21 protein-coding genes are annotated in these 20,441 nt (G+C 57.5%); 8 read left to right on the top strand and 13 right to left on the bottom strand.

Translation table 11 applies throughout. The annotated features are described in order from the left end of the window. The first annotated feature begins 43 nt into the window (after positions 1–43). Entirely contained in the window at positions 44–820 is a 777-nt protein-coding gene (uxuR, locus tag FCN45_RS09330; RefSeq protein ID WP_137385745.1) for a Uxu operon transcriptional regulator, read from the top strand. Positions 821–978: 158 nt separating this feature from the next. Here the strand turns inward: uxuR and FCN45_RS09325 are convergent, their stop codons facing one another. The 4 genes from FCN45_RS09325 to FCN45_RS09305 all read right to left on the bottom strand — a co-directional run bounded on the left by FCN45_RS09325 (position 979) and on the right by FCN45_RS09305 (position 5,909). After that, positions 979–2,361 carry a Xaa-Pro peptidase family protein gene (locus FCN45_RS09325; protein ID WP_137385744.1) on the bottom strand — a complete coding sequence of 461 codons (1,383 nt, stop codon included), beginning with the start codon at positions 2,359–2,361 and terminating at the stop codon, positions 979–981. Between the two features lie 590 nt (positions 2,362–2,951). Next, positions 2,952–4,244, bottom strand: coding sequence for a sorbosone dehydrogenase family protein (locus tag FCN45_RS09315; RefSeq protein ID WP_137385743.1), 1,293 nt, complete (start codon positions 4,242–4,244; stop codon positions 2,952–2,954). After that, on the bottom strand, positions 4,241–4,663 hold the full coding sequence (locus FCN45_RS09310) for a DUF2231 domain-containing protein (protein WP_101764462.1): 423 nt from the start codon (positions 4,661–4,663) through the stop codon (positions 4,241–4,243). Before FCN45_RS09310 ends, FCN45_RS09315 begins: the two co-directional genes overlap by 4 nt. 130 nt (positions 4,664–4,793) lie before the next feature. Next, positions 4,794–5,909 (bottom strand): ABC transporter substrate-binding protein, encoded by a 1,116-nt coding sequence (locus FCN45_RS09305; protein ID WP_137385742.1) that lies wholly within the window; start codon positions 5,907–5,909, stop codon positions 4,794–4,796. A gap of 324 nt (positions 5,910–6,233) precedes the next feature. Here FCN45_RS09305 and FCN45_RS09300 point away from each other — a divergent pair, with 324 nt between their 5' ends. The 6 genes from FCN45_RS09300 (at position 6,234) to FCN45_RS09275 (ending at position 12,617) form a co-directional block, all read left to right on the top strand. Then, positions 6,234–7,388, top strand: coding sequence for a mandelate racemase family protein (locus tag FCN45_RS09300; protein ID WP_137385741.1), 1,155 nt, complete (start codon positions 6,234–6,236; stop codon positions 7,386–7,388). A gap of 61 nt (positions 7,389–7,449) precedes the next feature. After that, positions 7,450–9,081 carry an ABC transporter substrate-binding protein gene (locus tag FCN45_RS09295; RefSeq protein ID WP_137385740.1) on the top strand — a complete coding sequence of 544 codons (1,632 nt, stop codon included), beginning with the start codon at positions 7,450–7,452 and terminating at the stop codon, positions 9,079–9,081. After that, positions 9,078–10,103 carry an ABC transporter permease gene (locus FCN45_RS09290; RefSeq protein ID WP_137385739.1) on the top strand — a complete coding sequence of 342 codons (1,026 nt, stop codon included), beginning with the start codon at positions 9,078–9,080 and terminating at the stop codon, positions 10,101–10,103. The genes FCN45_RS09295 and FCN45_RS09290 overlap by 4 nt, the downstream gene beginning before the upstream one ends. Beyond that, positions 10,100–11,005 carry an ABC transporter permease gene (locus tag FCN45_RS09285; RefSeq protein ID WP_137385738.1) on the top strand — a complete coding sequence of 302 codons (906 nt, stop codon included), beginning with the start codon at positions 10,100–10,102 and terminating at the stop codon, positions 11,003–11,005. The genes FCN45_RS09290 and FCN45_RS09285 overlap by 4 nt, the downstream gene beginning before the upstream one ends. Further along, positions 10,977–11,843 carry an ABC transporter ATP-binding protein gene (locus tag FCN45_RS09280; protein ID WP_008110055.1) on the top strand — a complete coding sequence of 289 codons (867 nt, stop codon included), beginning with the start codon at positions 10,977–10,979 and terminating at the stop codon, positions 11,841–11,843. The genes FCN45_RS09285 and FCN45_RS09280 overlap by 29 nt, the downstream gene beginning before the upstream one ends. 18 nt (positions 11,844–11,861) lie before the next feature. Next, positions 11,862–12,617 (top strand): ABC transporter ATP-binding protein, encoded by a 756-nt coding sequence (locus FCN45_RS09275; RefSeq protein WP_168197477.1) that lies wholly within the window; start codon positions 11,862–11,864, stop codon positions 12,615–12,617. 624 nt (positions 12,618–13,241) lie between these two features. On the opposite strand, the gene FCN45_RS09265 is transcribed toward FCN45_RS09275, so the two are convergent. Then, positions 13,242–13,880 carry an RpiB/LacA/LacB family sugar-phosphate isomerase gene (locus tag FCN45_RS09265; RefSeq protein WP_008110061.1) on the bottom strand — a complete coding sequence of 213 codons (639 nt, stop codon included), beginning with the start codon at positions 13,878–13,880 and terminating at the stop codon, positions 13,242–13,244. Between the two features lie 128 nt (positions 13,881–14,008). Here FCN45_RS09265 and FCN45_RS09260 point away from each other — a divergent pair, with 128 nt between their 5' ends. Beyond that, positions 14,009–14,338 carry a cupin domain-containing protein gene (locus tag FCN45_RS09260; RefSeq protein ID WP_137385737.1) on the top strand — a complete coding sequence of 110 codons (330 nt, stop codon included), beginning with the start codon at positions 14,009–14,011 and terminating at the stop codon, positions 14,336–14,338. Between the two features lie 16 nt (positions 14,339–14,354). Here the strand turns inward: FCN45_RS09260 and FCN45_RS09255 are convergent, their stop codons facing one another. The 8 genes from FCN45_RS09255 to FCN45_RS09220 form a co-directional block, all read right to left on the bottom strand. After that, positions 14,355–14,852, bottom strand: a complete 498-nt coding sequence (locus FCN45_RS09255) for a protein disulfide oxidoreductase (RefSeq protein WP_137385736.1) — start codon at positions 14,850–14,852, stop codon at positions 14,355–14,357. After that, positions 14,849–15,571, bottom strand: a complete 723-nt coding sequence (locus FCN45_RS09250) for a DsbA family protein (protein ID WP_137385735.1) — start codon at positions 15,569–15,571, stop codon at positions 14,849–14,851. The genes FCN45_RS09255 and FCN45_RS09250 overlap by 4 nt, the downstream gene beginning before the upstream one ends. Beyond that, on the bottom strand, positions 15,571–17,571 hold the full coding sequence (locus tag FCN45_RS09245) for a protein-disulfide reductase DsbD (RefSeq protein WP_137385734.1): 2,001 nt from the start codon (positions 17,569–17,571) through the stop codon (positions 15,571–15,573). The genes FCN45_RS09250 and FCN45_RS09245 overlap by 1 nt, the downstream gene beginning before the upstream one ends. A gap of 49 nt (positions 17,572–17,620) precedes the next feature. Beyond that, on the bottom strand, positions 17,621–17,977 hold the full coding sequence (locus FCN45_RS09240) for a hypothetical protein (RefSeq protein ID WP_137385733.1): 357 nt from the start codon (positions 17,975–17,977) through the stop codon (positions 17,621–17,623). Between the two features lie 224 nt (positions 17,978–18,201). Then, complete coding sequence (locus FCN45_RS09235; protein ID WP_137385732.1) at positions 18,202–18,996, bottom strand: SDR family NAD(P)-dependent oxidoreductase; 795 nt, start codon at positions 18,994–18,996, stop codon at positions 18,202–18,204. Between the two features lie 124 nt (positions 18,997–19,120). Further along, on the bottom strand, positions 19,121–19,705 hold the full coding sequence (locus FCN45_RS09230) for a glucokinase (RefSeq protein WP_110866091.1): 585 nt from the start codon (positions 19,703–19,705) through the stop codon (positions 19,121–19,123). Then, positions 19,702–20,139: a PTS sugar transporter subunit IIA gene (locus tag FCN45_RS09225; protein ID WP_101764476.1), complete on the bottom strand. Its 438-nt coding sequence runs from the start codon at positions 20,137–20,139 to the stop codon at positions 19,702–19,704. The genes FCN45_RS09230 and FCN45_RS09225 overlap by 4 nt, the downstream gene beginning before the upstream one ends. Positions 20,140–20,148: 9 nt before the next feature. Further along, complete coding sequence (locus FCN45_RS09220) at positions 20,149–20,418, bottom strand: hypothetical protein (protein ID WP_137385731.1); 270 nt, start codon at positions 20,416–20,418, stop codon at positions 20,149–20,151. Positions 20,419–20,441 lie beyond the last annotated feature (23 nt).

Below are 20,441 nucleotides of genomic sequence, written 5' to 3'. Positions count from 1 at the left end.
GTATCAGAGATTGTGAATCCTTTAACACACAGAAAAGAGCACGATGAAAACTCAAACTTCAGCACAGCGCCCTTATCAGGAAGTCGGGGAAATGCTCCGCCAGATGATCACGCAGAAGCAGTATGCGGTGGGCGAACGGCTGCCGCCGGAGCGCGAACTCGCCGCGCTATTGAATGTGACGCGTACGCTGGTGCGTGAAGCGCTGATTATGCTGGAGCTGGAAGGATTAATTGAGGTGCGGCGTGGTGCGGGCATCTATGTGATTCACGATTCGCCGCAGCAACCTGTTTCGCTACACAAAGCCAGCAACGATGCCGGACCGTTCGAGATGTTGCAGGCGCGCCAGCTGCTGGAGAGCAATATTGCCGAGTTCGCCGCGCTGCAGGCGACGCGTGAAGACATCATGAAGATGCGCCAGGCGCTGGAGCTGGAAGAGAAAGAGCTGGCGTCGGGAGCGGTCAACCAAAGTGAAAACGGCGATCGCAATTTCCATCTGGCGATTGCCGAAGCCACCCACAACAGCATGCTGGTTGAGCTGTTTAAGCAATCCTGGCAGTGGCGTGAAGATAACGTGATGTGGAGCCAACTGCATCGCCATCTGGTCAATAACGATTACCGCAAACAGTGGCTCGACGATCACAAAAAAATCCTCGCGACGCTGATCAAAAAAGACGCGCGCGCCGCCAAGCTGGCGATGTGGCAACACCTTGAAAATGTGAAACAGCGGCTGCTGGAGTTCTCAGACGTTGATGATATTGATTTCGATGGTTATCTGTTTGAGTCATGGCCGCTGTACGCCACCCATAATCCCCCTAACTAATTTGCGTTAACGGCTTATCTTGTAAGGCTAATTACCGAGAGCACACATTGAAGCGGCGCAATTCATTGCGCGATAAATCGCGCCGCTACGGAAGGTGCGCTGATTCGGTACGGCGCTTGACTGATCGGCATTACGCCATTCAGGGCGACCTCACGACATCAACTCACCACGCTAAACGCCTGATCCTTTGCTAAAAAGAACGGCCTTAGATACGCCACGCTATTCGATAAAGGCAAGATATCATCGCTGAGCTGAATGCCGATGGTTTCCCGCAGATAACGGCGGCGGATTTCGATGCGCTGCCACAGCGCCGGATAATTAGAACGGATGTCGCTTTGCAGCGCCGCATCGGCCAGCACCACGCACTCTTCGGCGCTGGCACCGTTGTAGCCCGGCACCGACGGGATGATGTCAATTTGCAGCATCATGCCGCTCTTGAGCAATTCGGTGGACTGATGATAAACCGGCGACGACATCCACTCTTCGTCCGCCACCAGATGTCCCGGATTGAGGTGCCAGCCAAAACGGGCCTTCGGCAAAACCTGCTCGATAAGCTGGTACAGCGCACCACCGCTCATGCCGCAGCGAATGTTTTCCAGCCAGGCCACCACGGCTGAGAAATAGGGTTTGGCGATGCGCTCCAGATAATCTTGCTGGCCTGGCGGCAGCTCACTTTGATCGGCAATGACGAAGCCGCTGCGGCTGGAGAGTCCGCCTTTGAAGGCGGTGGTTAGCGAGAGCGGATCGCCGCGCTGCACTTTTTTGTCGGTGGGATAGAGGTTCGCTTTGTCGAAACGGTTGCCGGTGGCGGCGATAGTCACCACCGTGTTGCATTGCCCTTCGGCGTGCAGTAACGCGCCCAATTCTGTTTCACGCACGCCCACCTCGATGGCATTCAGCGCCTCCAGCATGCACTTTGACGCGAGGTTTGCGCCATATTCGTAATGGGCGATTTCATTGGCATTGCAGGTGGTGCGCGCGCCGTTATCGCCAATAAACAAGTGGATGGCATTTTCTAACATGCCGTCATTGCTGAGCGTGCGCTGAATGGCATCGACAATAAAGTACGGCAGATCAAACATCGCGCGCCCATTGCCGGCGGCGGGCGTAAACATCTTCCAGCCCACCAGCCCGACTTTATGGCCGTTCGCTAAGCCCGCATCTTTGAAGAGGCTTTCCAGCGGCACTTCATTGTCCATGGGCTGATTGGGAAGCGAGAAGTACGGCGTGTGCAGCAGCGCGGCCGCTGTGCGTGAAAAGCGCGCCATTTTCAGGTTTTCGTTGCCCAGCACCAGCGTGCAAGCTCCGGAGTGATTCAGCAGCAGCAATCCCTCTTCGAAACGCGGGATAAATCCGCTCAGATATTCGAAATTGCCGCCGTGTTCCTTGTCGGCATAGATCACTAGCCAGTCAAAACCCTCGCGCTGCATGCCCGCCAGCAGCGCGTTCTTGCGCTGCACAAGCGTATCATCGGTGAGAAAAACCGGTTCAACGTCGCTGAACGTCATCGGCGCGGTAATCGGCCCGAACGTGATTGCCATGATGCACTTCCTCGCATTACAGAATGAGATGAGGATAGTCGCGTTTTTAGCGCAGCGGATTTTGATCCTCGCGAAAAAAGGCGGAGGGGTGAGCTCCGCCTTGTCTCAAGTTCCAGTCAGTGTGCCTGACCGGTCAGTTGCAAAAGGGCAACGATGATTTGAAGAATGATGCGGACGATGTCCAGCAGCATTCGAACAAGTTCCATCACTTTCCTTCTCCTCTGAGAGGAGCGCGCCTTTCAGCTGCCGGGGCTTTGACTCCACCCGCCGACCGCCTAAGCACAATTGTGAGGAGTGCTGAGCGGCTCTCATTGTAAAAGCCACAGGCCAGCACCACCTGAAACCTGCCGGGATTTAACTATCCGCGCCCCTGGAGTCATCAGAAAAACAATGAGGCTTCGCTCGTCACTCAACACCTGTATAACCATACAGTATTATGGCAAAACTTGAAATATCTCGCCGCACATTTTATTATCGCTGTTGTGAGGAGTGCTGAGCACCCCGTTCGCGGCGCGGTTACCAGCCGTTTAGCGGACATAAAAAAAAGGATTTGGCTTAATGCCAAATCCTTTTTTATTACCTGCGATTAATTATCTGGCGGAACTGATACGCCAAATGGTATTTCCCGCATCATCGGCAATTAATACGCCGCCCTGCCGATCGGTGGCTAAACCAACCGGCAAGCCGCGCACCTGCTTCTGATCGTCGGTGAGGAAACCAGTCACCACCGGCTGTGGTTGTCCCACCGGTTTCCCATTCTCGAATTTCACCCACACCACCTGATAGCCGTTGAGCGGCGTACGGTTCCAGCTGCCGTGTTCGCTGATAAACGCCCCGCCGCGATACTGCGGCATATTATCCGCGCCGTAGAACAACAGACCGAGTGGTGCAACGTGCGAACTCAGGGCGTAATCCGGTTTAATCGCCTTCTCTACCAGATCCGGCCTCTGCGGCTGCGCACGCTCATCCACGTGCTGGCCATAATAGCTGTACGGCCAGCCGTAAAAGCCTTTGTCCTGCACCGACGTCATGTAATCCGGCACTAAATCAGAACCGATCTCGTCGCGTTCATTCACAATCGCCCACAGCTTGCCGCTCTGCGGCTCCCACTGCAATCCGGTGGGATTGCGCAGGCCGCTGGCATAAATCCGGCTGGCACCGCTGGCCGCATCCACTTCCAGCACCGCCGCACGGCGATACTCCTCGCCAATGCCGTTTTCCGTCACGTTACTGTTCGAACCTACGCCAACGTACAGCTTGCTGCCGTCGGGGCTGGCGAGCAGCGATTTGGTCCAGTGATGATTAATTGGCCCGCCCGGCAGCTCGGTCACTTCCACCGGCGGGGTGCGGATCTCGGTTTGCCCGGTTTCATACGGGAATTTCACCAGGCTATCGGCGTTCGCCACATACAGCGTGTTGCCCACCAGCTGCATACCAAACGGCGCCGTCAGGTTGTCGATAAAGCGATGTTGCTCCCATTTGCCGTTAACATTACGCAGCAAGGTAATGCGATTACCGCCCTCGCCGCCCTTGCCAGACGCTTTCTGCACAATGCCCATAATCAGCTGCTTCGGTGCGGTGGTCGGTTTCGGTGTGCCATTGGATTCCGCCACTAGCACATCATTGTTCGGCAGCACCAGCACCTGACGCGGATGCTGCAGATTGTCGGCGATCTTTTCGATCTTTAACCCATCCGCCACTTTCGGCATTTCATCGGCTTTCCACGGCGTGCCTTCCGGCACCTGCATCGGCGGCATAAAGAAGTTCTGCGCCTGCGGCAGTTCAGGATTCGCACCGATTTGCTTTTGAGGATCGATCAGCGCCCCGTCGTCACAGGCGCTGAGCAGCATCGCGATGGCTACCGCACTGAGTAAGTGTTTCATACGCGACCTCCTTGCGTGCGACGTTCGCGCAACACCAGCTGCACGTTAGCGATCAGCAGCAGCGCCACCACCAGCGTCGACAGCGTGATGCCTAGTGGCACCACCGCGTAAGCATCGCGACTGTGAATAAAGGCGTTCACCACCGCCAGCACGATCGCCAGCAGCGACAGCCAGAAATGGGTTTTCTCTGTCGGCCGCGCGCCACGGAATAAATAAACCAAACTGATTAAACGTGGCAGGATGGCCAGCACCAGACCGATAGTGATCAGCCAACTGGCGGATTTGGTCCACATGATGACGAAGGTTTGCAAATAGAGGATATCGAAAAACCAGGCGGCGACAAAAAAGCCCAGCGGCAACGGTTCCAGCAGCGTATACAACGTCACACCGAACACCGATCTTCCTGAGGTATGAAACATTACTCTCTCCCTTACCGTATTATTGTCAGATGGTGCACGCGCTTCGCTTTTATAAAACAACGTGCAGCCACCTGTGAAATATTAGTAAAGATAAACAGTAACGTTTAACACTTATCTAACACACTCTAACTTAAGACTTATTTGCCGGCAGGCTTACCCAATAACCCGGTTGATACGGCAAAGGCAGAAACTTTTCGTGGAACTCACGGAACGTGGCGTCCGGATCGAGATCGGCAAACAGTTCAGGATGCAGCCACTTCGCCAGCGCCTGAATCGCGACAAACTGATACGGGCTGTCGTAGAACTGATGCCAGATGGCATGCGCGTTACCGTTATGCGCTACCGGCAGTGTTTTAAAGGCATCACGCATCATTAGCAGGCGTAAACGCGCCGTCGCTTCTTTCACATCCGCACCGGGCCCCACGCCAACCCATTTACCCACGGTGTTGTAGTTTTTCCAGTTCGCGCCTGTCACCACCACCACATCGGGACGGCTGGCGATGATCTGCTCGGGATTGAGTGTGCCGAACGTGCCTGGAATCAACCCTTTGGCGATGTTGCTGCCGCCCGCCAGTTCTACCATCTGACCAAAGTTCTCGTTACCAAACGACATGCAGCACTCGTCGCTGTAGCCGCCAGCACGATCAATCATCACTTTCGGGCGCGTGCCGTTAAAGTTTTTCAGGCGATCGGTCACCTTTTCGATTTGCGCACGGCGGAACGCCACGATCTCTTCGGCGCGCTGTGGATTGTTAACCAGCTCGCCCATGATGCGGATGCTTTGCTCAGCATGTTCCATCGGCTTCTCGCGGAAGTCGATAAACACCACCGGCACGCCCACCGCTTGTAACTTCTCGATCAGCTTGCCTTCGTCGGTCGCGGCTTTGGATTCGAGGTTCATCAGCACCAAATCGGGCTTCAGCGTCAGCGCCTGTTCGACGTTAAAGGTGCCATCTTTGGCGCCACCAAAGGTCGGCAGCTTTTTGATCTGCGGATATTTCTTTTCATACGCCATATAGCCGTCGTAGTCGGCTTTATGGAAATCGTCACGCCAGCCCACCACGCGCTGGAACGGCGCAACGGTGTCAAACGCCGCCAGCAAATACATCTGACGCCCTTCGCCGAGAATGATGCGTTTAGACTCCTCCTTGACCTCGACCTGTCGTCCAGCCACATCGGTAATGGTTTTCGCCGCAGCGTGCCCCGCCACCGCCAGTAATCCCAGTGCTATCAGCCATGATTTCATTTAATACACCTAGAATGATAATGATTATTATTTAAATTTCGCGGCGTCACTATTACCTGGCAGACAGGAAATGAAAAGCCCTGGATACACATTTTTTTACATTCCCCGCGCTTTTTCCCGCTGTGCATTCGCTCACAAAACGCCCGTCATTCGTGAAAAACCTCACAGCACACCGGGCAAATGCCCAATTAATCGCCACGCTATCCCGCGCTTTGGCTAATGCGTAAACAAAATGTGAACGCTAAATTACAAAATGAAACGGCGTTTTATTTTTTATGTTAATGCCCAGTTTGGGCAAGCCACTGAGTTGAAGGAGGAGTTACCGTGAAGATCAGTGCCATTGATGTCACCCTGTTTAGCTACCCCACGCGACGCGTCTCTGACAGCGCCGGACATTCGCATCCCGGTGCAGAGACCGATGCGCAAATGGCGCTGCTAACCATCGCCAGCGAAGATGGCGATTGCGGCTACGCGTTTGCTCCCGCCGAAGTGATTCGTCCGCACGTGGTGAACGCCTTCTTCCGCAAAGTGCTGATTGGGCAAAATGCCTTTGACCGCGAGCGTCTGTGGCAGGATCTGGTGCACTGGCAGCGCGGTAGCGCCCATCAGCTCACCGAACGCGCGTTATCGGCGGTGGAACAGGCGCTGTGGGATTTGATTGGCCGCAAACTCAAGCAGCCGGTGCATAAGCTGCTTGGCGGTTATCGCGAGAAAATCCCCGCTTACGGCAGCACCATGTGCGGCGATGAGCTGGAAGGCGGTTTATCCACGCCCGATGAATACGCGCAGTTTGCCGAAAAACTGGTCGCGCGCGGTTATCAGGCCATCAAACTGCACACCTGGATGCCGCCGGTGTCGTTCGCGCCCAGCACCCAAATGGACATCAAAGCCTGCGCTGCGGTGCGCGAAGCGGTCGGCCCGGACATCGCCCTGATGCTCGACGGCTATCACTGGTACAGCCGCAGCGAGGCGCTCACCATTGGCAAAGCGCTGGAAAAACTCAATTTCGCCTGGTTCGAAGAGCCGATGGAAGAGGAAAGCATGGCGTCATACGCGTGGCTGGCGGAAAACCTCAGCATTGACGTGCTCGGCCCGGAAAGTCTCGGCGGCAAACACCACAGCCGCGCCGATTGGGTGCGCGCTGGTGCCTGCGACATTCTACGCGCTGGCGCTAACGGCGTCGGCGGCATCTCCGCCACCATGAAGGTCGCCAGCCTGGCCGAAGCCTTTGGTATGGATTGCGAAGTACACGGTAACGGTGCCGCCAGCATCGCGGTGGTCGGCGCTATCCGCAACTGCCGCTGGTACGAACGCGGTCTGCTGCATCCGTTCCTCGATTACGAACAGCCGCCGGCCTATCTTAACGCGCTGGTCGATCCCATGGACGCAGAGGGTTTTGTCCATCTGCCAACGCGTCCTGGACTTGGGGAGGACATCAATTTCGCGTGGATTGAGACGCACACGCTAAATCGCTGGTAAGCGCCCAACAAAAGCAGTACGGCATAAAAACGATAAACCTCTGACCTGCTGGACTTTGCTTATGAACCTGATGAACCCCTGCAGAGCGTGGTGCGCCGCGCTGTTGCTGCTCACCTGTAGCCCATCGTTGCTGGCGGCCACGCCAGACGACCAGCTGATTGTGGGCATGAACATGAATAACCTGCTCACGCTCGATCCCGCCGCCATGACCGGCAACGAAGTGGTCGGCATTGTCGTCAATCTCTATGACGGTTTAGTCGAGTTAGATCCGCAACAGCTCACCAACGTGCGCCCGGCGCTGGCGGAGCGCTGGGAGATCAGCCCCGACAATCGTCAACTCACCTTTCATCTGCGTGACAAAGTCACCTTCCACTCCGGCAATCCGTTGAGCAGCGCCGATGTAATCTGGTCGATGCGTCGCGTGCTGCACCTGAATCTGGCACAGGCCTCGGTATGGAAATCTTACGGTTTCAGCAAAGAGAACGTGGATCAGATGATCAGCGCGCCGGATGCGCACACGGTAGTGATTCGCCTGCCCAAGCCTAACGATCCCAAGCTGGTGCTCTATTCGCTGGCGGCGCTCGGCAGCATGGTGGTACTCGACAGCAAAACCGTGCAGGCGCAGGCGGTGAATAACGACTGGGGCAATCGCTGGCTCACCACCCACGAAGCGGGTTCCGGACCGTTCCGCCTGGATGTGTGGCAGGCCAAAGATGTGCTGCGCATCAGCCGCGATGCCCACTACTGGCGCGGTGCGCCGAAGCTGACGCGTGTGGTGTTCCGTCATCTGCAGGAGTCGCAAACCTTGCGTCTGATGATGGAGAAAGGCGATCTCGATATTGCCAGCAACATGGCGATCCCCGATGTAAAAGCGCTGCGCCACGATCCCGAACTCACCATCGACGCGGTACAAAAAGGCACGATTTATTACCTGGCGATGAGCATGAAGGACGATCACTTCGCCCATCCGCAGGTACGCGAAGCGCTACGTTATCTGGTGGATTATCAGGGGATTAACAAAACGCTGATGGCCGGTTACGGCACGCTGCATCAGCGGCCAATTCAAGCCGGCATGCCGGCAACGCTGCCCGATCCTGGCTACAAGCTGGATGTGCCGCGCGCCAAAGCCTTGCTGGCCGCCGCCGGTTATCCCAACGGGTTTGATACCACGCTGCGCGTGCTGGCCGATCAGCCGTTCCTCAATGTCGCGATTGCGATTCAGTCCACGCTGATGCAGGGCGGCATTCGCGCCAAAATCATTACCGGCACCGGTAACCAGATTTACGGTGCGATGCGCGATCGTCAGTTCAATCTGCTGGTCGGGCGCGGCGGCAGCGGCGTGGAGCCGCATCCGCACTCCAGCCTGCGCGCGCTGGTGTACAACCCCAATAACGCCGACAGCGCGCGCCTCACCAATTTTCAGGGCTGGCGCACCGGTTTTTATGACGCGCAGCTGAACAGCATGATCGATAAAGCGCTGCTGGAGCGCGATGTAAAACAGCAGCAGCAGGATTACTTCGCTATCCAGCAGCGCTACGACCAGCTGATTCCGGCGCTGATGCCGATCTCGCAAATGACCGATTCGGTGGTGGTGAATAATCGGGTGCAGGATTACGTGCCGCATCCATCGGCCACCACTTTCCTGCGTGACGTATGGAAAACGCCAGACAGCCTGGCGGGAGGTGCGCAATGAAGCTGACAAAAAGCCACTGGCGGCACCTGCGTAGCCGCACCGTTCAGGTGGCGATCACGCTGTTTGGCCTGCTGTTGCTGACCTTCTTTATTGGTCGCGTGATGCCGCTCGATCCGGTGCTAGCGATTGTCGGGCCGGATGCCGATCACAATACGTATCAGCAGGTTTATCACCAGCTCGGCTTCGATAAACCGCTGTGGGTGCAGTTTGGTATCTATCTGCAAGGCCTGCTGCACGGCAACCTAGGGCTGGCGCTACTGACCGGGCAGCCGGTGATCAACGATATCCTGCGCGTCTTCCCGGCCACGGTAGAACTGGCGACGCTGGCGATTGTGATTGGTACCGGCCTCGGCGTCCCGCTGGGCGTGTGGGCCGCCGCACGCCGCAACAGCGTGATTGACTATCTGGTGCGCATCATCAGCCTGGCGGGTTACTCCACGCCGATCTTCTGGGTGGGCATGGTCGGTCTGCTGCTGTTTTATGCCCATCTCGGCTGGGTCGGCGGCGCGGGCCGTGTTGATTTCAGTCTCGATGGCATTGTGCCGCGTCGCACCGGTTTTCTGCTGATCGATGCCTTGCTGGTGGGCGACTTCACGGTGTTCAGCAATGCACTCAATCATCTGATTCTGCCTGCATCCCTGCTCGGCTTTCACTCGCTGGCTTACATCAGCCGCATGACGCGCAGCTTTATGCTGGCGCAACTGTCACAGGAGTTCATTTTGACGGCGCGGGTGAAAGGACTCAGCGAATGGCAGGTGATTTGGCAGCACGCGTTCCGCAATATTCTGGTGCAGCTGCTCACGGTGGTGGCGCTGGCGTACGGCTCGCTGCTGGAAGGCGCGGTGCTGATTGAAACCGTGTTCTCATGGCCCGGTTTTGGGTCCTATCTCACCGGCAGTTTGATGCTCGGCGATATGAATGCGGTGATGGGCTGCGTGCTGGTGGTTGGCCTGATATTCGTGCTGCTCAATCTTCTCTCTGACCTGCTCTATCAGGTGTTCGATCCGAGGACCAAAGTATGACGATTTCTCTCGATACGCCATTAGCCAGCCAGACGCGCGAACGGCTGGCGCGCTGTCGCCGCACCGGCGCGCGCATCGGCCATTTTCTCGGGCAAATGGCGCGCAACCCGTTAACCGCGATTGGCGGCGGCATCATTTTGCTGCTGCTGGTGGTGGCGGTGTTCGCACCCTGGATCGCGCCCTACCATCCGCTGATTCAGGATCTCAACAACGCGCTGACGCCGCCCAACGCGCAGCACTGGTTTGGCACCGATGAATTTGGCCGCGACATTTTCAGCCGTCTGGTGTGGGGCGCGCGCATCACGCTGTATATCGTGCTGCTGGTGTCGATCACCGTGGGTCCGCTGGGCTTGCTGCTCGGCGTCACCGCCGGTTACTTCGGCGGCAAAGTGGATAGCGTGTTGATGCGCGTCACCGACATCTTCATCTCCTTTCCTAGCCTGGTGCTGGCGCTGGCGTTTGTCGCCGCGCTCGGTCCGGGGCTGGAGCATGTGGTGATCGCCATTACTCTCACCGCCTGGCCGCCGATTGCCCGCCTGGCGCGCGCTGAAGCACTGTCGCTGCGTCAGGCCGACTTTGTCTCCGCGGTGCGCTTACAGGGCGCCTCGTCACTGCGCATTTTGTGGAAACACATTGTGCCGCTGTGCCTGCCTTCGGTGATTATCCGCATCACCATGAATATGGCGGGCATCATTCTCACCGCTGCCGGACTCGGTTTTCTCGGTTTGGGCGCGCAGCCGCCGGATCCGGAATGGGGCGCGATGATCGCCAGCGGCCGCACATACATGCTGGAGTGTTGGTGGGTGGTGACGGTGCCAGGTCTGGCGATTCTGATCAACAGCTTAGCGTTCAACTTCTTAGGAGATGGCTTACGTGACATCCTCGATCCCCGCAGCGAATAGCGCTGCACCGTTGCTCGACGTGCAGGATTTACAGGTCAATTTCGTCAATGGCCGGCTGGTGACGCCCGCCGTGCGCGGCATCTCCTTCCAGTTGGGCAAGGAGAAACTGGCGATTGTGGGTGAATCCGGTTCCGGCAAATCCACCGTTGGCCGCGCGCTGTTACAGCTGCATCCGCGCAGCGCGCAGGTCACGGCACAGCGCATGCAATTTGGTGACGTGGACCTGCTGCGTGCCACGCCGGCACAGATGCGCGCCATTCGCGGCAAGCGCATCTCCATGATTATGCAGGATCCGAAATACTCGCTGAATCCAGTGGTGCGCGTGGGTGAGCAGATTGCTGAAGCCTGGCGCAGTCATCATCCCGGCCAGCGCGAGGTTGCGCGGCAGCGGGCAATGGAGATGCTCGAAGTAGTGCAGGTGCGCGATCCGGGCCGCATTTATCAATGTTATCCGCACGAAATTTCCGGTGGTCAGGGCCAGCGCGTGATGATCGCCATGATGCTGATTACCGATCCCGAGCTGCTGATTGCCGACGAACCCACTTCGGCGCTGGATGTTTCGGTGCGTTTGCAGGTGCTGGCGCTGCTGGATGATTTAGTGAAACAGCGCGGTCTGGGGCTGATTTTTATCAGTCACGACATCAATCTGGTGCGGCGTTTCTGTGACCGCGTGCTGGTGATGTATGCCGGGCGCGTGGTGGAGTCGCTGGCGGCCAGCGAACTCGATCAGGCGCAGCATCCCTATACGCAAGGCCTCCTCGCTGCACTGCCCGATATGGATCAGCGTCGAGCGCGTCTGCCGGTGCTGCAACGTCAGGCCAGCTGGCTGCAACCCTAAGGAGCAATGATGAACGAGATAATCCGCGTGAGTAATCTCAACCTCAGTTTTGGTGAGGAGGAGCGACGTAATCAGGTGCTGTTCGACGTCAATTTGTCGATTCATCAGGGTGAAATCTTTGGCCTGGTTGGCGAATCCGGATCGGGCAAAACCACGGTGCTGAAGTGCCTCGCCGGGCTGTTCACCCACTGGCACGGCGAGCTAGCGATTGAAGGCGTGCCGCTGGCACATCGTATCGCGCGCGAGCGCTGCCGCAGCGTGCAGATGGTGTTTCAGGATCCGTACGGATCGCTGCATCCACGCCACACCATCGGCGATATTCTCGAGGAGCCGCTGCAGATTCACGGCATCGGCCAGCGTCAGCAGCGCGTTATCGCCATGCTGGAGAAAGTTGGCCTCAATCGCGCGTGGCAAACCCGCTATCCGCACCAACTTTCTGGCGGTCAGCGCCAGCGCGTTGCCATCGCCCGCGCGCTGATCCTCGAACCGCGCGTATTGCTACTGGATGAACCGACCTCGGCGCTGGATGTCTCGGTGCAAGCCGAGATCCTCAATTTGCTTAGCGATCTGCAGCAGCAGGAGAAGCTGACCTACTTGATGGTGACGCACGATCTCGGCGTGGTGGCGCATCTGTGCCATCGCGTGGCGGTGATGCAACACGGCAAAGTACTGGAGACGCTGGATGTCGATGCGCTGGTGCACAATCGCGCGCAAGTAGCCTATACGCAGATGCTGGTGGATGCGAGCCGGCAGGATAACGGGGTTTTGGTGTAGGGTCGCCATTTATGGCGTAATCCTTACTGATAAGGACATTTTGCTTTGAATAGGTAGCGGGCTCTGACACATCTGCTGCGTCACGGGCCGTCCTCGCGCCGCTAGCGCCTCTGGCAAAGATGCCCTTTTCAACTACACGCACTGAAGTTTAAGCAGGCCGGGGCCGCTTTTGGGCCGGCAATCCGCAGCGCTGAACGAAGCGAGGAAGCCAGGAGAGCCCGCAGGACGCGGGCGAAAGGCGGAGTCGGGACAAGGATGTCCCGTCTACGCCGGTCCGTCAGGCAGACGAGCGAAGTGAAGGTACCGCGATAGCGGCGCGAGGACCGCAGGACCAAAAGTGGCACCGGCCTGCGTACTCGTCACTGGTTTAACTGACATGCATTACGTCGTCTGTGGTGACTTGAATGAACAATTGAGACGTCTGCAACGGTTGGTCGGTAGGATCAATACGCGTGACTGTTGAATCGAAGGGATAACAAAATCGAGTGCTTCACTGACTCCGAAGCTGCCTAACTCTTAGCGTTTTCTCCGACACATGCTCCGGTACTTTGATGCCATAGTGCAAATGGAGAAGGACATAAACAGCAAAGCCAGGTTTCCCTGGCTTTGCTTAACCGATATTGATTACTGCGTCAGTTCACGCACAAAACCCACGATCTCCTGATTCTGCCCATGTTCAAACAGGCAATGCTGCAGGCGCGGGCCGCTCACGGCGGTCTTCACCAGCTCGGGATCGATGGCGCGCAGTGAATCAAGGTAATTCTCTTTCAGCAGCGCCGCTTTCACTTCGTTTAGAATGCCCGCATTACGCACCTGCGGCTCTTTGCGCTCTGGCGGGTAGCCGTGCCCTTTTTCACCGGTAAAGGCTTTTTCGAAGATAAAGCGCAGGTTTAGTTCCGCGCCCCAGCCGAAACCTTTGGCGAACGGCAGCGACAGCGCATTGCCGTTGTTGATTTGCGCAAACAGGTAGGCATCCGCCGGATCGATGCAGTAGCCGCACACCACGCCGGGATGCAGGTTCAGCGACATCAACGCGCCCTGGCCGGTGCCGCAACCGGCTACCACGAAGTCCACCGCTTTGCTGTTAAGCAGTACGTTGGCCATGATGCCGAGGTGAATATAAGTAAGATGGTGATCCTGTTCGTCGCTCATACCGACGTTAAACACCTGATGCCCGAGCGGTTGCGCCACAGACTGAAGCTCTTTCAACACCGTTGCGTTCTTCGCAGCCTGGCTGTTTTCCATCATCAAAGCGATTTTCATGATCCATCCTCAGATTAAATTGAAACACCGTTTCATTTTAATCAAAGAACGTTAAAATGCAGCCTTTAAATGCCTTTTTGACTGTGAGTTAAGTCACATATTGACGATGCAACCTGCAAGGAGAAATCATGTTTATCTTTAAAAGCGCAACCCGACTGGACGATTTAGGCAACGGCGTAACGCGCCGAATACTGGCGCACGGCGGCACCATGATGGCGGTGGAAGTCACCTTTGAGCAGGGTGCCGTCGGTCCGCTGCATCACCATCCGCATGAGCAGCTCACCTATGTGCTGTCCGGACGTTTTGCCTTCACTATTGATGGCGTTACCAAAGAAGTGAGCGCCGGCGATACGCTGTATAAAGCGCCGAACATTGTGCACGGTTGTGTGTGTCTGGAAGCGGGCGTATTGCTGGATACCTTTACGCCGCAACGCGAGGATTTTCTGGCGGCACCTTAACGTGCCGCCAGAACGATTAGCGGGAAGCCCACCAAAGTCGCAGTTTCAGCCCCCAACCGCTGGTCCAGCCACTGCTGGTGCTGATGACTTTGCCCTGATGCAGCACGATAAAGGTCGGCGTGGCGTTGATATCCCAGCGCTGGCCGATCGCCCCGCTCTCATCATTGATCGCCACGCCTTGCAGCCCTTTTTTCTCCAGCCAGGTAGCCACGCGCGCGTCACTGCCGGAACGCAGCGCCACGCTCACCACCTTGTCACCTTCCTGACTCATCGCCGCTACGGTTGGCGTGGTGAGTTTGCACACGCCGCACCAGGTTGCCCAGACGTACACCAGCAGTGGCCGATGCTGACTGAGTTCCGCCAGATTCACCTCGCCTTGCAGCGAGGTCAGCGGTTGTTGCGCCAGGTCGGCAGGCAGCTGCGGTGCCCGCAGCCAATCCATGCCCCACAGCGCTGCCGCGACAATCAGCACCAGTAGCAGCGCCTCACGCAGCCAGCGCTTTAATCGACTCATTGCTTCGCCTGCAGCGCGCCTTTCAGTGCCGCTTCCAGCTGCTCATATGGCACCGCGCCGCTGATCATCTGGTCGCCCACCAGCGTGGCTGGCGTGCCCTGAACGCCGAGCTGCTGCGCCAGCGTCAAGTTGCTGTTGATGGTATCGAGGCTCACTTTGCTTGGCTCTTTCAGCTTGATGCCGGTTTTCTCCAGCGCCGCGTCGATGCTGGCGTTATCGTGATTGCCCTTTTTCGCCATCAAACGCTCATGCAGCTTCAGGAAGTTTTTCGGCTGTTGCTCCCACACGGTGAGCGCCAGACGCGCCGAGGTGAGAGAGGTTTCAGCACGGTACGGCAGCGGTTTGATCACCACCGCTACCTGCGGATAAGCCTTAATCAGTTTTTCGATATCGGCTTCAAACTTCTTGCAGAACACGCAGTTGTAATCGGTGAAATAGACCAGCGTCAGCGCCGGTTTTTCAGCGCCAATGCGCGGTGAACCGGCGTCGTTGAACAGCGCATCGTGGTTTTTCCTCACCATCTGCGCCACCACGTTTTGCTGCTGTTGCGCTGCTTCTTTATCAAAGGCATCGGCGGCTTCCGCCAGAATCGACGGATTCTGCACCAGGGTTTCACGGATCAGTTCTTTGATGCGCGCCTCCTGCTCAGGCGTAAAAGGCGCGGCCGCCAGTGCAGGCATGGCAAGGAACATCAGTGGCAGTAACAGGGATTTCTTCATTATTTTTTCGCCTCAGAGAGAGTAGAGATCACCGCTTCACGACTCAGCAGCGGTGACAAAATCTGGCCTTGCGGCAGTGCCGGGCCATAAATTTGGTTGAAAGGGATCGCCACGCGGTCGCGGCGGCGCAGGAATTCACCAATGGCCGGATCGGGCTGCGTCCAGTCGCCGCGCAGCAGCACCACGTCATCGGCTTTGAGCGCAGCACGCACATCGGGTTGATTTAACACGCGGGATTTATTCACTTTACAGGTGATGCACCAGTCGGCGGTGACATCGACAAACACCCGTTTATTCTGCTCGAGTGCCTGATGGATCGCCGCTTCGGTCAACGGCTGCCAGTGCAGCGTCTCCTCTTCCGGCGTGGCACGCGTCATCAGGAGCAGCGCTCCGGCCAGCGTCAGGGTGATAAACACCACGCCCGCCTGCTGCAGCGCGCGACGTTTCACCAGCCAGCCACACAGCACCACGAGTAACACGCCCGCCAGCACCAGCGCGAAGGTGCTGCCCCAATGCGGCACCAGCAACGTCACCAGCCAGAAGGTGGCGAGCAGCATCAACAGGCCGAGCACGCTGCGCAGATGCAGCATCCAGCGCCCCGGACGCGGCAGGCAGCGCGCCATGCCCGGTAACGCCGCCACCAGCAGCCATGGCAAACTCATGCCGACGCCGAGCGCGACAAACAGCAGCCATAGCTGCGGCAGCGGTGCCGTCAGCGCATAAGCCACCGCCGTACCGAGAAACGGCGCGCTGCACGGCGTGGCCAGCAAGGTGGCAAACGCGCCCTGGCCGAAGTGGCCGAGCAAGCCGTCGCCGCCCTGCGTCGCCAGTTTGGTATTCAAACCCGACGGCAAGCGGAAATGCAGCAGATCAAACAGGCTGGCGCTAAACAGGAACATCACCAGCACCATCACCAGCAGGAAGCCGCTGCTCTGGAACTGAATGCCCCAGCCCAGCGCCTGACCGCTGAGTCGCAGTCCCGTCATCAGCAGCGCCAATAGCAGGAAGGAGAAAATGATCCCGGCGCTGGAGGCGAGAAACTGCTGGCGCGTCTGACGCTGCGTTTGCCCTTGCTGCTGCACCAGGCTGCTGAGCTTGATCGCCAGCACCGGCAACACACACGGCATCAGGTTGAGGATCAAGCCGCCGAGCAGCGCCAGCAGCAACACCGACCATAAGGTTTGCGCCGCATCGCCGGACACCAGCGTTTCCGCGCCGATATTTATCGTGCTTTGCTGCGCAATGCCAGCATCCGCAACCACCAGCGACAGCGTTTTGCCGCGCAGATCCGGTGCCGCTTCGCCCCATTCATCGGTGACCGCTACGCGCGCGCTGAGCGTGTCGCCATTCACACGGATCGACGGTGCCGCCAGCATGCTGCCCGGCGGATAATCGAAGAACAGTTCAGGCTGTTGCCAGCCGCCCTGACGCTGTGCGCGGATCTGCAATTCGCCATTTACAAAGCTGGCGTGGAGTTGATCGGTTAAGCCGCTAGCCGCCGGGATGCGCCCCATCGCCTCGGCGAAATCGCGGGCAAAATCGGCGTCTGCGGGCTGGGTCAGATCGAGGCTGATCGGGAAGTCGGTGAGGATGCAAACATCGCTACAGGTTGAGAGCGTCAGCGTTCCCACAAGTTGCTGGCTCGACAGTTTCGCCAGCTCGATCGGCAGCGTGATATCGCCTTTATAGCCTTGCGTGGTCAAGCCGCTGACGTCAAAACGCTCGGGCGCGGGCCAGAACCATTGCGCCTTGACCTCCGGCGTTTGCCAGCGGATTTCCGGCGCAACGCCGCCTTCGCCAGGCGTGCGCCAGTAGGTTTTCCAGCCGGGTTGCAGGCGAATATCCAGCAGCAGTTGCTGATTATCGTTGTGGCTGGCGCTGCGCAAGCGCACTTCGGCGTGGCTGTTTTGCGCATTGCGCAGCCAGCCGGTGTCTGCCGCCTGCGCAGTGATCGCGCAGCTCGCCAGCAGGAGCAGCAGGCTCCTGATCAATACAGTCATGTGAATTCTCCAGTGAATAACAGGGTTTACGCGATGTAACGCGCAGGTGTTATTCCCGGAAGACGCAAAAGGTCAGATGCCGCCGTCGCAGAGGCGGAAACAGCGGTGCGCGGCGATAGCCGACGCAAGTGGTGGTTTGTGTGAAGGTGGCGATCAGTGCCAGCAGCAACAGCAGGAAAGGCAATGCGGTATCAAGGATTGGCGCGGCGGCACTCAGCGATTTTGCGCTCAGCGCACAGGGTTTTTCGCTGCCGCTGGCATCATCACTGCTGTGGGTGTGCGCGGACGCGCTGACCTGCGCTAAAGGTGCGGAAGGCAAATTGAAGCTGCGCTGGACGAGACAAAACGCCAGCACCAGACAAACCAGTGCCAGAATCCATTTTGCGCGTGATAGCGATATCGTCATGCCGCAGCCTCAGAGAAAAGTGCGGGCATTTTAAGCATCTGCAGCAGAAACACCAAGCTTTGCTGTGTAAACTTTTGTCTTTGTGGTGCTCAACACAGATCCGGCATCGTAGCGGCGCGATTTATCGCGCATCTCAACGAAGGCATATTATCCATCTAAACACGACGCAATATATGGCGCCGCTACGATGATTGCGTCCATCAATATTTTATCGTTATACGGCGTTAAACAATATCATCCACCACGCCACCATCGACGCGCAGCGCGGCACCGGACGTCGCAGACGCCTGTTTCGAGCAAACATACACCACCATATTCGCCACCTCTTCCACCGTGGCGGCGCGTTGGATCACCGAACCTGGCCGCTGCGCCATCACAAACTCTTTCGCCAGCTCTTCCAGCGGCTTACCGGTGCGCTTCACCTCATCTTCCATCATCGCGGCAAAGCCATCAGAGAGCGTTGGGCCGGGCAACACGCTGTTTACCGTCACGCCGCTGCCCGCCACCACTTTTGCCAGACCGCGCGCCAGCGATAGCTGCGCCGTTTTACTCACGCCGTAATGCAGCATATCGGCGGGAATGTTCAAGGCTGATTCCGAGGAGATAAACACCACGCGGCCCCAACCACGCTGCACCATCTCCGGCAATAAAGCCCGCGACAGGCGCACGCCGGACATCACGTTGGTTTGCCAATAGGCGTCCCATGTGTCGTCATCCACTTCATAAAAATCCTGCGGACCGTAAATCCCGGCGTTATTCACCAGAATATCGATTGGCGGCAAGCCGTTAAGCAGTTGCTTTACGCCCTGGGCACTGCCGAGATCGGCGATAAAGGTGTGAATTTTGGCGCCCGCCACTAATCCGTTGAGCTTCTCGCGCGCACGACTCACCGAGGCTTCACTGCGCCCGTTCAGCACCACTTCCGCGCCGCTGGCTGCCAGACCTTGTGCAATGGCAAAACCGATACCGCCAGTTGATGCGGTAACTAAGGCTGTTTTTCCGTGTAAATCGATATTCATCGTGCTTTCCTCTGTGAGCGTAATCACAAAGCCTGGTTCAGGCAGGAGAAGATGCATTGACGAATCATGCGATGGTGCTGTCGGCCACAGGGCTGATGTGCGTTCAGCCTGCTGCCGACATTATTTAGCCCGAGGCCGATAAAGCCGGTTGAGCGCTGATCGGCAGCCGCAGTTGACGCTGTAACCAGGCGCAGGCTGCCGCCTGATCCGGATTGCGTGCGTTAAGCTGCAACACCGGACCCAGCGCCATCGGTTGGGCGGTTTCTGCTAACTGGCGCAGTTCTGGCAGATACTCCGCGCCCGGATGTCCCGGCATGCGATCGGTTAAACGAGCCTGATAACGCGCTACCGCCTCATCCGGCGTGATCGCCAGCCACAGCTCCAGCACCCGCGTCACGCCCGCCTGCTGCAATCCCTGCTGCAGCACCTCTTTCGGCTGGAAGCCAAACCAGGCATCGATGACATAGATACAACGCGTCGGCGCTTGCGCCACCACTTGCCAGATCGCCTGATACGCCGCACAACCTAACTGGCGATTGCGCAGGCGATCAACCGGCGCAAAGCTGGCCATAAACGGCTCTTTCAGGCTATCCAGCGTCAGCACCGGAAAGCCGAAATGCTCGGCCAGCGCGCGCGTTAGCGTGCTTTTGCCGGAAGCCGGAATGCCGTTCACCAGCACGACAATTTTCTCTTCAGTGTCGGTTGTCATAGGATTTCTATCACCTCCGCGGCACTGCTGGCCTTTCGCAGTCGCACCAGCGTCTCCTCATCCTCCAGCAGCGTAACAATCGCGCGGATGCCCTCTTCAATGTGGGCGTTACTGTCACGCGCACCGAACATAATCACGATGTCGGCTTTGTCACTGCCGTCGAATGAGATCGGCTCATCCAGCACAATCATGCTGAAACAATCTTTCAGCACGCCGGCCTCCGGCCGCGCATGGGGAATGGCGATGCCCTCCTCAAACACGTAATAGGCGCCATGCTCCAGCGTGTTAGCGATCACCGCTTCCGGGTAACTGGCTTTGATGTAACCGCCGTTCACCAGCGGCAGCGCCGCCAGCGCGATCACTTCGCGCCAATCCCTGGCGCTGATCCCCACCTGAATCGCACTTGCCTCCTGCAGCAGCTGTTTAATACTCATACTGCCTCCTTAAAACGATTTGCGAATGGTGTTACGCAGTTCATCAATTTTGACAAACAACGGATCAATTTCCTGACGATAGTGTCGACTTTTGGCAAAGATATTTAATGCACGATTATATTCCAGCATTAATTGTTTTTGCGTGTCTGTCGCCTGCGGGTTATTGGCCAACTGTTGTTCCAGTTCGCTTATTTTCCCGCTGATGGTTTCAGCCTGAAGATCTATTTCCTGTGAATCCTGGCTCTTATTATCAGAGCCCTTTTTCAAGAATCCAAACATAGCATCTCCTGCCCCGAATGGCG

The organism is Pantoea sp. SO10, from assembly GCF_005281435.1.
GTDB classification, from domain to species: domain Bacteria; phylum Pseudomonadota; class Gammaproteobacteria; order Enterobacterales; family Enterobacteriaceae; genus Pantoea; species Pantoea leporis.
This window is presented reverse-complemented; position numbering and strand designations above follow the sequence as displayed.

Coding starts and splice junctions, on each gene's coding strand:
- uxuR (WP_137385745.1), top strand. CDS start 44: ATGAAAACTCAAACTTCAGCACAGCGCCCTTATCAGGAAGTCGGGGAA.
- FCN45_RS09235 (WP_137385732.1), bottom strand. CDS start 18,996: ATGAATATCGATTTACACGGAAAAACAGCCTTAGTTACCGCATCAACT.
- FCN45_RS09295 (WP_137385740.1), top strand. CDS start 7,450: ATGAACCTGATGAACCCCTGCAGAGCGTGGTGCGCCGCGCTGTTGCTG.
- FCN45_RS09315 (WP_137385743.1), bottom strand. CDS start 4,244: ATGAAACACTTACTCAGTGCGGTAGCCATCGCGATGCTGCTCAGCGCC.
- FCN45_RS09290 (WP_137385739.1), top strand. CDS start 9,078: ATGAAGCTGACAAAAAGCCACTGGCGGCACCTGCGTAGCCGCACCGTT.
- FCN45_RS09250 (WP_137385735.1), bottom strand. CDS start 15,571: ATGAAGAAATCCCTGTTACTGCCACTGATGTTCCTTGCCATGCCTGCA.
- FCN45_RS09325 (WP_137385744.1), bottom strand. CDS start 2,361: ATGGCAATCACGTTCGGGCCGATTACCGCGCCGATGACGTTCAGCGAC.
- FCN45_RS09230 (WP_110866091.1), bottom strand. CDS start 19,705: ATGACAACCGACACTGAAGAGAAAATTGTCGTGCTGGTGAACGGCATT.
- FCN45_RS09220 (WP_137385731.1), bottom strand. CDS start 20,418: ATGTTTGGATTCTTGAAAAAGGGCTCTGATAATAAGAGCCAGGATTCA.
- FCN45_RS09225 (WP_101764476.1), bottom strand. CDS start 20,139: ATGAGTATTAAACAGCTGCTGCAGGAGGCAAGTGCGATTCAGGTGGGG.
- FCN45_RS09310 (WP_101764462.1), bottom strand. CDS start 4,663: ATGTTTCATACCTCAGGAAGATCGGTGTTCGGTGTGACGTTGTATACG.
- FCN45_RS09285 (WP_137385738.1), top strand. CDS start 10,100: ATGACGATTTCTCTCGATACGCCATTAGCCAGCCAGACGCGCGAACGG.
- FCN45_RS09245 (WP_137385734.1), bottom strand. CDS start 17,571: ATGACTGTATTGATCAGGAGCCTGCTGCTCCTGCTGGCGAGCTGCGCG.
- FCN45_RS09260 (WP_137385737.1), top strand. CDS start 14,009: ATGTTTATCTTTAAAAGCGCAACCCGACTGGACGATTTAGGCAACGGC.
- FCN45_RS09265 (WP_008110061.1), bottom strand. CDS start 13,880: ATGAAAATCGCTTTGATGATGGAAAACAGCCAGGCTGCGAAGAACGCA.
- FCN45_RS09255 (WP_137385736.1), bottom strand. CDS start 14,852: ATGAGTCGATTAAAGCGCTGGCTGCGTGAGGCGCTGCTACTGGTGCTG.
- FCN45_RS09305 (WP_137385742.1), bottom strand. CDS start 5,909: ATGAAATCATGGCTGATAGCACTGGGATTACTGGCGGTGGCGGGGCAC.
- FCN45_RS09240 (WP_137385733.1), bottom strand. CDS start 17,977: ATGACGATATCGCTATCACGCGCAAAATGGATTCTGGCACTGGTTTGT.